At 51.5% G+C, this 6,708-nt stretch carries 6 protein-coding genes; 1 reads left to right on the forward strand and 5 read right to left on the reverse strand.

Annotation, left to right across the window (positions count from 1 at the left end; translation table 11 throughout):
- Positions 1-141: 141 nt before the first annotated feature.
- The 5 genes from EWH91_RS04560 to EWH91_RS04580 all read right to left on the reverse strand — a co-directional run bounded on the left by EWH91_RS04560 (position 142) and on the right by EWH91_RS04580 (position 6,192).
- Complete coding sequence (locus EWH91_RS04560; protein WP_129928834.1) at positions 142-1,041, reverse strand: aldo/keto reductase; 900 nt, start codon at positions 1,039-1,041, stop codon at positions 142-144.
- Positions 1,042-1,119: 78 nt separating this feature from the next.
- Positions 1,120-2,253 (reverse strand): glycosyltransferase, encoded by a 1,134-nt coding sequence (locus EWH91_RS04565; RefSeq protein ID WP_129928835.1) that lies wholly within the window; start codon positions 2,251-2,253, stop codon positions 1,120-1,122.
- Positions 2,234-3,433, reverse strand: a complete 1,200-nt coding sequence (locus EWH91_RS04570) for a glycosyltransferase family 4 protein (protein ID WP_129928836.1) — start codon at positions 3,431-3,433, stop codon at positions 2,234-2,236. The genes EWH91_RS04565 and EWH91_RS04570 overlap by 20 nt, the downstream gene beginning before the upstream one ends.
- A 589-nt stretch (positions 3,434-4,022) precedes the next feature.
- On the reverse strand, positions 4,023-5,246 hold the full coding sequence (locus EWH91_RS04575) for a peptidase U32 family protein (protein ID WP_129928853.1): 1,224 nt from the start codon (positions 5,244-5,246) through the stop codon (positions 4,023-4,025).
- 37 nt (positions 5,247-5,283) lie between these two features.
- Complete coding sequence (locus EWH91_RS04580) at positions 5,284-6,192, reverse strand: peptidase U32 family protein (RefSeq protein ID WP_129928854.1); 909 nt, start codon at positions 6,190-6,192, stop codon at positions 5,284-5,286.
- A gap of 352 nt (positions 6,193-6,544) precedes the next feature.
- On the opposite strand from EWH91_RS04580, the gene EWH91_RS14965 reads away from it, so the two are divergent.
- The coding region (locus EWH91_RS14965; protein ID WP_165364238.1) for a helix-turn-helix domain-containing protein at positions 6,545-6,708 on the forward strand (164 nt) is incomplete at its 3' end.

Here is a 6,708-nt window from a genome sequence, read left to right on the forward strand (position 1 = left end):
CTCCAAAGTGAGTATCCCGGTAGTTGACGTCCGGCATGTAATCGGGCTTCAGCCACCGGTTTTTTTCTGATGATTTCCTGTTTGTGATTCGGCTTTATGACACAATGGACCGGTTCAAAAAGAGGCAGCCTCTCTCGACGATCAGAGGACTTCCCTTCCCCGCGAGGCTTCGAGTATTTTAAACCAGTCTTTGTTCGTCAGTTCGATCCCCCGGGCATCGATCGCCGACTGAACGCGGTCAAACTTTGTCGATCCGACGACCGGGCAGACTGTTGCCGGCAGTTTATAGATGAAGGCATAGGCGATCTTGTCGATCGAGTCCACTCCGTATTTTTCAGCCATTTGCTGCAAAATTTCACGGGTACGGAATTCCTGACCGGTTTTCGGGTGGAACAGGCGTCCGCCCCCCAGCGGAGACCAGGCCATGACCGGGATCTCATGAATCAGAGCACTGTCCATGACCCCATTGAAAAGGGTATCCGTATGGAGCGGACTGACTTCGACCTGGTTGGTGACGAGCGGCGTTTTGACATATTTATTGACCATTTCAAAATAGGTGTAGCTGGCGTTTGAGATGCCGATGTGTCTGACTTTCCCCTGTTTGATCAGCCTGTCAAGCCCTTCTGCCAGTTCTTTCGGGTTCAGCAACGGATCAAGGCGATGAATCAGCAGGACATCGACATAATCGGTATGCAGGACTTGAAGAGATTTATCCAGCGACTCATTTAAGTGCTTAACTGATGAATCGTAATAATGAGCGTATCCATTTTCTTTACGCGGCAAAATAATATTGAACTTGGTCACAATCTGCATTTTGTCTCGAAGTGCCGGATGATCCTGAAGTACCGCTTCACCGAACAGACGGCTGCTCTCATAATATCCATAAATATCGGCGTGATCGAATGTCGTCACTCCGGCGTCCAGACAGCGGTCTACAAAATCGGCCATCTTTTTCCCGGACAGGCCTTCCCGACTGGCCCGCATCGTGCCTGCAATAACCCTTGAAAAACGAAGATCCTCTGTCACTTTCACATATTCCATGCATAACCCCTCCTCATATCATAAAGGCCGCTCCTCTGTACGCAGGAAAAGCCGGATCACCCGGCTTTTTATAACTGGTCAGACGGTTTGTCCGGTGACCTCTTTATTTTCTTTTACATCGGGCAGATTTCTTATATAAACCAGTTCCGTGATCAGGAAAGCAATTGTGGATTCTGCCCCCTGGTTTCGGTTGACGCCGTCCGGAAGCAGACCGTCATAGCCGGCACCTGTTTTCAGATTTGCCATGGGGCGCTGTCCGTCATTTTCCCCAAGGAACCAGGCATGAGCTTTTTCAATCACATCCAGATAGCGTGCGGGATGGGCGGCTGCACCCGCCGCCTCTTCCGCCGCCAGAGCGAGAGCCATGATATCCACCGGCTGCTGGTCCCACATGGCGCAGCTTTTCCGCGTGCACCAGCCTTTGTTTCCGACCGGACGAAGATGGCCTTCCGGCGCGGTCATCTTCTCAATCAAAAAGTCCAGTGCTTCTCCTGCGATACGCAGTGTATCGCTTTTTCCGGTAATCAGGCGGGCTTTCAGAAGAGCCCAGGGCAGAATGCCGTTGCTGTAGGTGATTGAAGAGGCAAACCAGTGCCAATCCTGATCGGCATGATTCCGATAATGGGCCTTCAATTTCGATTCAAACTGATCAATCAGCTCCGGCATCATTTTATAAATAAACGTCGCAAACGCCGGCTCAGTCGGAACGGTCTCAGCCATCTTCATCAGTGAGCAGGCCGCCGCCAGCGTATAGGCGATCCCGCGCAGATGCACGAGACGGTCGGCAGTACAGAATCCATTCTGCAGCAGTTCAGTGAGCACATAGCGACGGTCTTTATCCGGGAGAAGGCGGCAGGCTTCGGCACATGAAAAGAGCGTCCGTCCTAGACAGTCATCGGACGGCTGTTCCGCTTCCTTTCTCCGGTCATAGGCAAAATTGTTGTAAAAATGGCCGTCCGGCTCCTGCGCCCAGACGAGAAAAGCGAGATAGGTGTCTGCCAGACGCAGGAGGCGCTTCATCTGAGCTCTGTCCGGATGAGCGGACTGAGCCAGCTGGTGATACCAGCCGGCTGCGACCCAAAGCGCGCGGGCATTGTCATCTGTTGTGTACCCCTCGCCGCGGCGGGGGAGGCTGCCGATGGCGTGCTCAAGAAGGCCTGTGTCGTCCGTCATGTTTTCCAGATGAGTGAAGTCAGCTGGTTTCTCCGGCAAGATTATCCGCCTCCGTCATCACAGACTCTGCATGTGCACGGGATGCCGATTCGGCGAATAGCTGACTGTATCTTTTGCCCACCTGAGGCCAGCTCATAATCTGACCGATGTGGGCGATGCTATTCTGGTATTTTTTCAGAAGTGCCGGTTTTGAAAGCAGGACACTGATTTTTTCCGACCAGCCTGCCTGATCGTTGAATGGAACGAAGAGGGCTTCATTTCCTTTCAGCAGATCCTGGGCATAACGATAGGGCGTTGTCAGTACCGGCCGACCGAGTCCGACCGCATAGGCCAGCGTCCCGCTCGTGATCTGCTCCATGCCCGGATAAGGGGTAATATACAGATCACATGCCGTAATATAGTTAACCAGGTCCTGCTCCGTCATAAACTCGTCGATCATCAGGACATGTTTTTCAAGCCTGTTTTCGCGAATGATCTTTTTAAGAAAATTCCGGTAGGACTCCCCTTCCTGCCGTTTGACATTGGGGTGGGTCTGTCCGGCGATGACATACAGGACGTCCGGAACCCGCTTTACGACGTCAGGCAGGGCACGGAGCACGGCTTCGATCCCCTTGTTCCGGCTGATGAAGCCGAAGGTCATGATGACTTTGCGGTTTGTCCAGCCGAGCGCTTCCCGGAAGCCTTCCCGCCCCTTCAGATCAGGCTGCGGTGTGCCATGCGGAATAAACGAAATCTTTGAAGCCGGCAGATGAAACATACGGGTCAGATAACCGACGGCCTTGTGGTTCATCACAATAATCCGGTCACTTCTGTCCGCAATCTCGCGCTGGATGGGGGTGTACGGAGGCACCGGCGTCCTGAAGACGGTATGGAACGTGGTAACGAGCGGCTTTTTCAGTCTGCGAACGAGTTCGAGAATATATTTCCCGCCTTCTCCCCCGAAAATGCCAAATTCATGCTGCAGGGAGACGACTGAGACAGAACTTTTATTCAAAGCTTCAGCCGCTTTGATGTAATCCTCCCGGCAATCTCTTTTAATCGCTATATTAAAAAAGTGATCTTCAGGATAGTGTATATGTCTATCCTTTATCACGACGACGGGATCGTCCAGCGAGTCGCGTCTTGCCTTCTGGACGTTTTGTCTGAGATGGTACGTATACGTCGCAATGCCGCATTTTTGCGGTAGATAAGTACTAATGTAGGCAACCTGATAACTCATAATGAATCGCATCCTTTCAATTAAACACTTGCATTAAGGTTATTCAGGGTTTCGTTAGCACTCAGAAAGTGGTGCTGCTAATACTATAATAATTTATTTTTTCGGAAAATTCAAGGCCTCTCCTGTCCATTTGTGGAGACATGCCTCCGTTTTGCCCGTTTTCAGGCAGGATTCCGGTCACCTTATTTTTTTCGCACCGGATACTCGCGTGATCCGTGACCGGCTCACCCGATCTCCCCGCCCGTGGGGTCTCACCTGGCCTCTGGCCTGCGGGAGTCCCGCACCTTCCGCTCAGGCTCATAAAATCAGTGGGGGGGTTCGGGCGCATCGGGCGTGCTCATGCAGGCGCTGCGCCAGGACGCGTTCTCAGCCTGATCGTTCCGATTTTTTGAACAGCTCCGGAAACATGTTGCAACAGGACGCCCTCGTTTTTAGCCTGCCCGCATCCCCCGGTTGAACCCCACCAGGCCTGTTTATTTCCTCACATGGCCCTGGGGGACCTGCCCAATATGCGGGATAAAAGCAACAGGCCATGTGTGAAGTTAAAAAAGCCGCTCCTGAACAGGGAACGGCCTCAATCAGACTGTATTTACTTCTTCCGCATCAGAAAATGCGGTTCGACCGGCTGATCCACCGTCATCCTGCAGGTCATCATCGGATTCGGTGCGCGGTCAATGGGCTCGCCGTTTTCATCAAAAAGATCGTGAACGGTCTGTTTGAAATGAACAAAACCAGGTCCGTAAAACTCCACTTCCTCACCTGTACCAAAGTTGTTACGCTGCTGCAGGGTCGCCATCTTCGTTTCCGGATCGTAGCTCATCACCTGTGCGGCAAAGGTGTATTTCGGAATTTTCCGGGGTTTGCCGAACAGCTGCTCTTTCTCTGTCGGTACGCTGTAGTAAAAACCGGTCGACAGATCGCGCTGAGCGACTTTCCATATTTCATCTTCCCAGGCCGGATCAAAGGTGTAATGTTCCGGATCAGCACAGTACGTGTCAACGGCTTTCCGGTAAACATTAGAGACCGTTGAGACATAATGAATCGATTTCATCCGTCCTTCAATCTTCAGGCTGTTCACCCCGGCATCAATCATGTCGGGCAGATGTCGCAGCATCGACAGATCAACGGCGCTCATCGAGAACGCCTCCCCGCCTTCAGGGATCAGACTTTTCGCTTTGCCGCCCTCCATGTCGAACAGATCATATTTCCAGCGGCAGGACTGGGCACAGCCGCCACGGTTGGCGTCACGGTTCACCATGTGGTTCGACAGGGTACACCGGCCGGAATAAGCGATACACATGGCCCCGTGAATAAAAGCTTCGATCTCGATATCCGTATGGCGGCGCATCTCACGAATCTCCTCGATTCCGACTTCCCGTGCAAGAACCACCCGCTCAAGGCCGATTTTTTCCCAGAATTCCAGCGCTTTATAGTTCGTCGCCGAGGCCTGAGTCGACAGGTGGATCGGCAGACCGGGAGCCGCCGCCGCACAGATCATGATCATCGCCGGATCGGAAATAATCACAGCATCCACACCGATGGCCTGAAGGTTCTTAAAAAAATCATCCGCACCCGCGGCATCCCCTTCATGCGTCACCATATTGGCCGCGACATAGACTTTTGCTGCGCGGTGATGGGCGAATGCGACGCCTTCCTTCATGTCATCATAAGAAAAATTGCCCGCCCGGGAGCGCAGGCCGTAAGCCTGTCCGCCGATATACACGGCATCGGCACCATATCGGATGGCCATCTTCAGTTTTTCCAGATTGCCGGCCGGCGCCAGTACTTCCGGCTTTTTGACCCTTGTTCGCATCATGTCTTCCCTTCGTTTCATCAGTTTACTGTTAAACTCAGTGAATCTCTTTCGGATCTTTCAGGTAAAAACCCGTTCCGAGCTGCCGGTTTGCCGGCTGCAGATCTTTAAGCCGGTTGCAGTAGCCGGCGGGTTCAAAGGTCCCCGATTCAACGGCCTGCTTTGCCTCAGCAAAAAGAGCAGCGATCCGCACAAACGGCTCGCCGCGGAGCAGCACGCCATCCAGCTTCCACCAGATCAGCCGGTTCTCTTTCAGATCCTGCAGCTGAGCCATAAGCGACAAATCCTCCGTTGAAAAAATATGCGTTCCGTCTTCGTCTTCAAATATCGGATACTGACTTTCAGGATTTTTCGGATCACGAAGGAACAGGCCGCGGTCTTTATCCGACCGCTCGCTCATTCCTTCATAGCGATAGTAATTGGAGAGCAGGGGGCGGCCGGACTGATGGATACAGGTCGGTCCATAGACCAGAACTTCGATCGGCTTCTCCAGCCTGCTCTGCATCTCTTTCAACTCGATAAGGGTCAGTTCACGGGCGGCCACCGCGCCGACAGCATGGTGTTTCAGCCAGAAGGCAATCTGTTCGGCCGAAGTCACCAGCGTTTCTCCGTCATAGATATAGGGCAGCGGCAGTTTAAGTTCCTCAAGCGTCAGAATCGCGCCGGGATCGCCCACGGTTATAGCATCCGCCTGCAGTTCGGCCAGCCTGGACAGATACGCGCCGAGCTGCTCGATCTCTTTGTTATGCATCAGCGCATTGCAGGCCACCGTCACTTTTTTCCCGCGCCCGTGGGCAAGATGAATGATCTCCTTAATTTCTTCGATGCCCAGCGGACGGGGCAGCCGCAGACCGAACGGATGCCCGCCGACATAGAGCGTGTCCACACCGGCATCAAGCAGCGCTTCCGCCTGACCGGCTGATTCCGCTGTTGCAATCAGATTGATCACAAGATAACCTCCGATAATGTCAATTCAAGTACAAAAATTATTATAACATGCCCGCCCGTTCGATGTTTATTATTAGCCGAGAACACTCGTGACTTCAGTCATGAGATGAATCGGCGTATCTTTTCAATACTGTAATCACTAAATTGTTAAATGATCTGTTTTGTTCTTTGGCTATTTGTTCCAACTCTTTCTTTAAGTCTTTCTCAATGGTCAATAGTGTTCTTGTTTTGTTACTCGATATCGTACTCATATCATTTTCACCTCGTGACTATAATAACATTTAATCATAATATTTACAAGACAATAACATCATGATATATTATAGTTAAAGAAAAGAGGTGAAACAACAATGGTATTAAAAGGTTTAAAGTTAAGAATATATCCTGACAAAGAACAAAAACTTAAAATTAAATTAAACTTTGGCTATAACCGTTTTGTGTGGAATCAGATGTTAAACATGATGATTGAACGATACCACAACAATCCCGACTCTTCTTTTCTTAACGCTTTTGC

The sequence above is a fragment of the Sporolactobacillus sp. THM19-2 genome (assembly GCF_004153195.1).
Taxonomy (GTDB): domain Bacteria; phylum Bacillota; class Bacilli; order Bacillales; family Sporolactobacillaceae; genus Sporolactobacillus.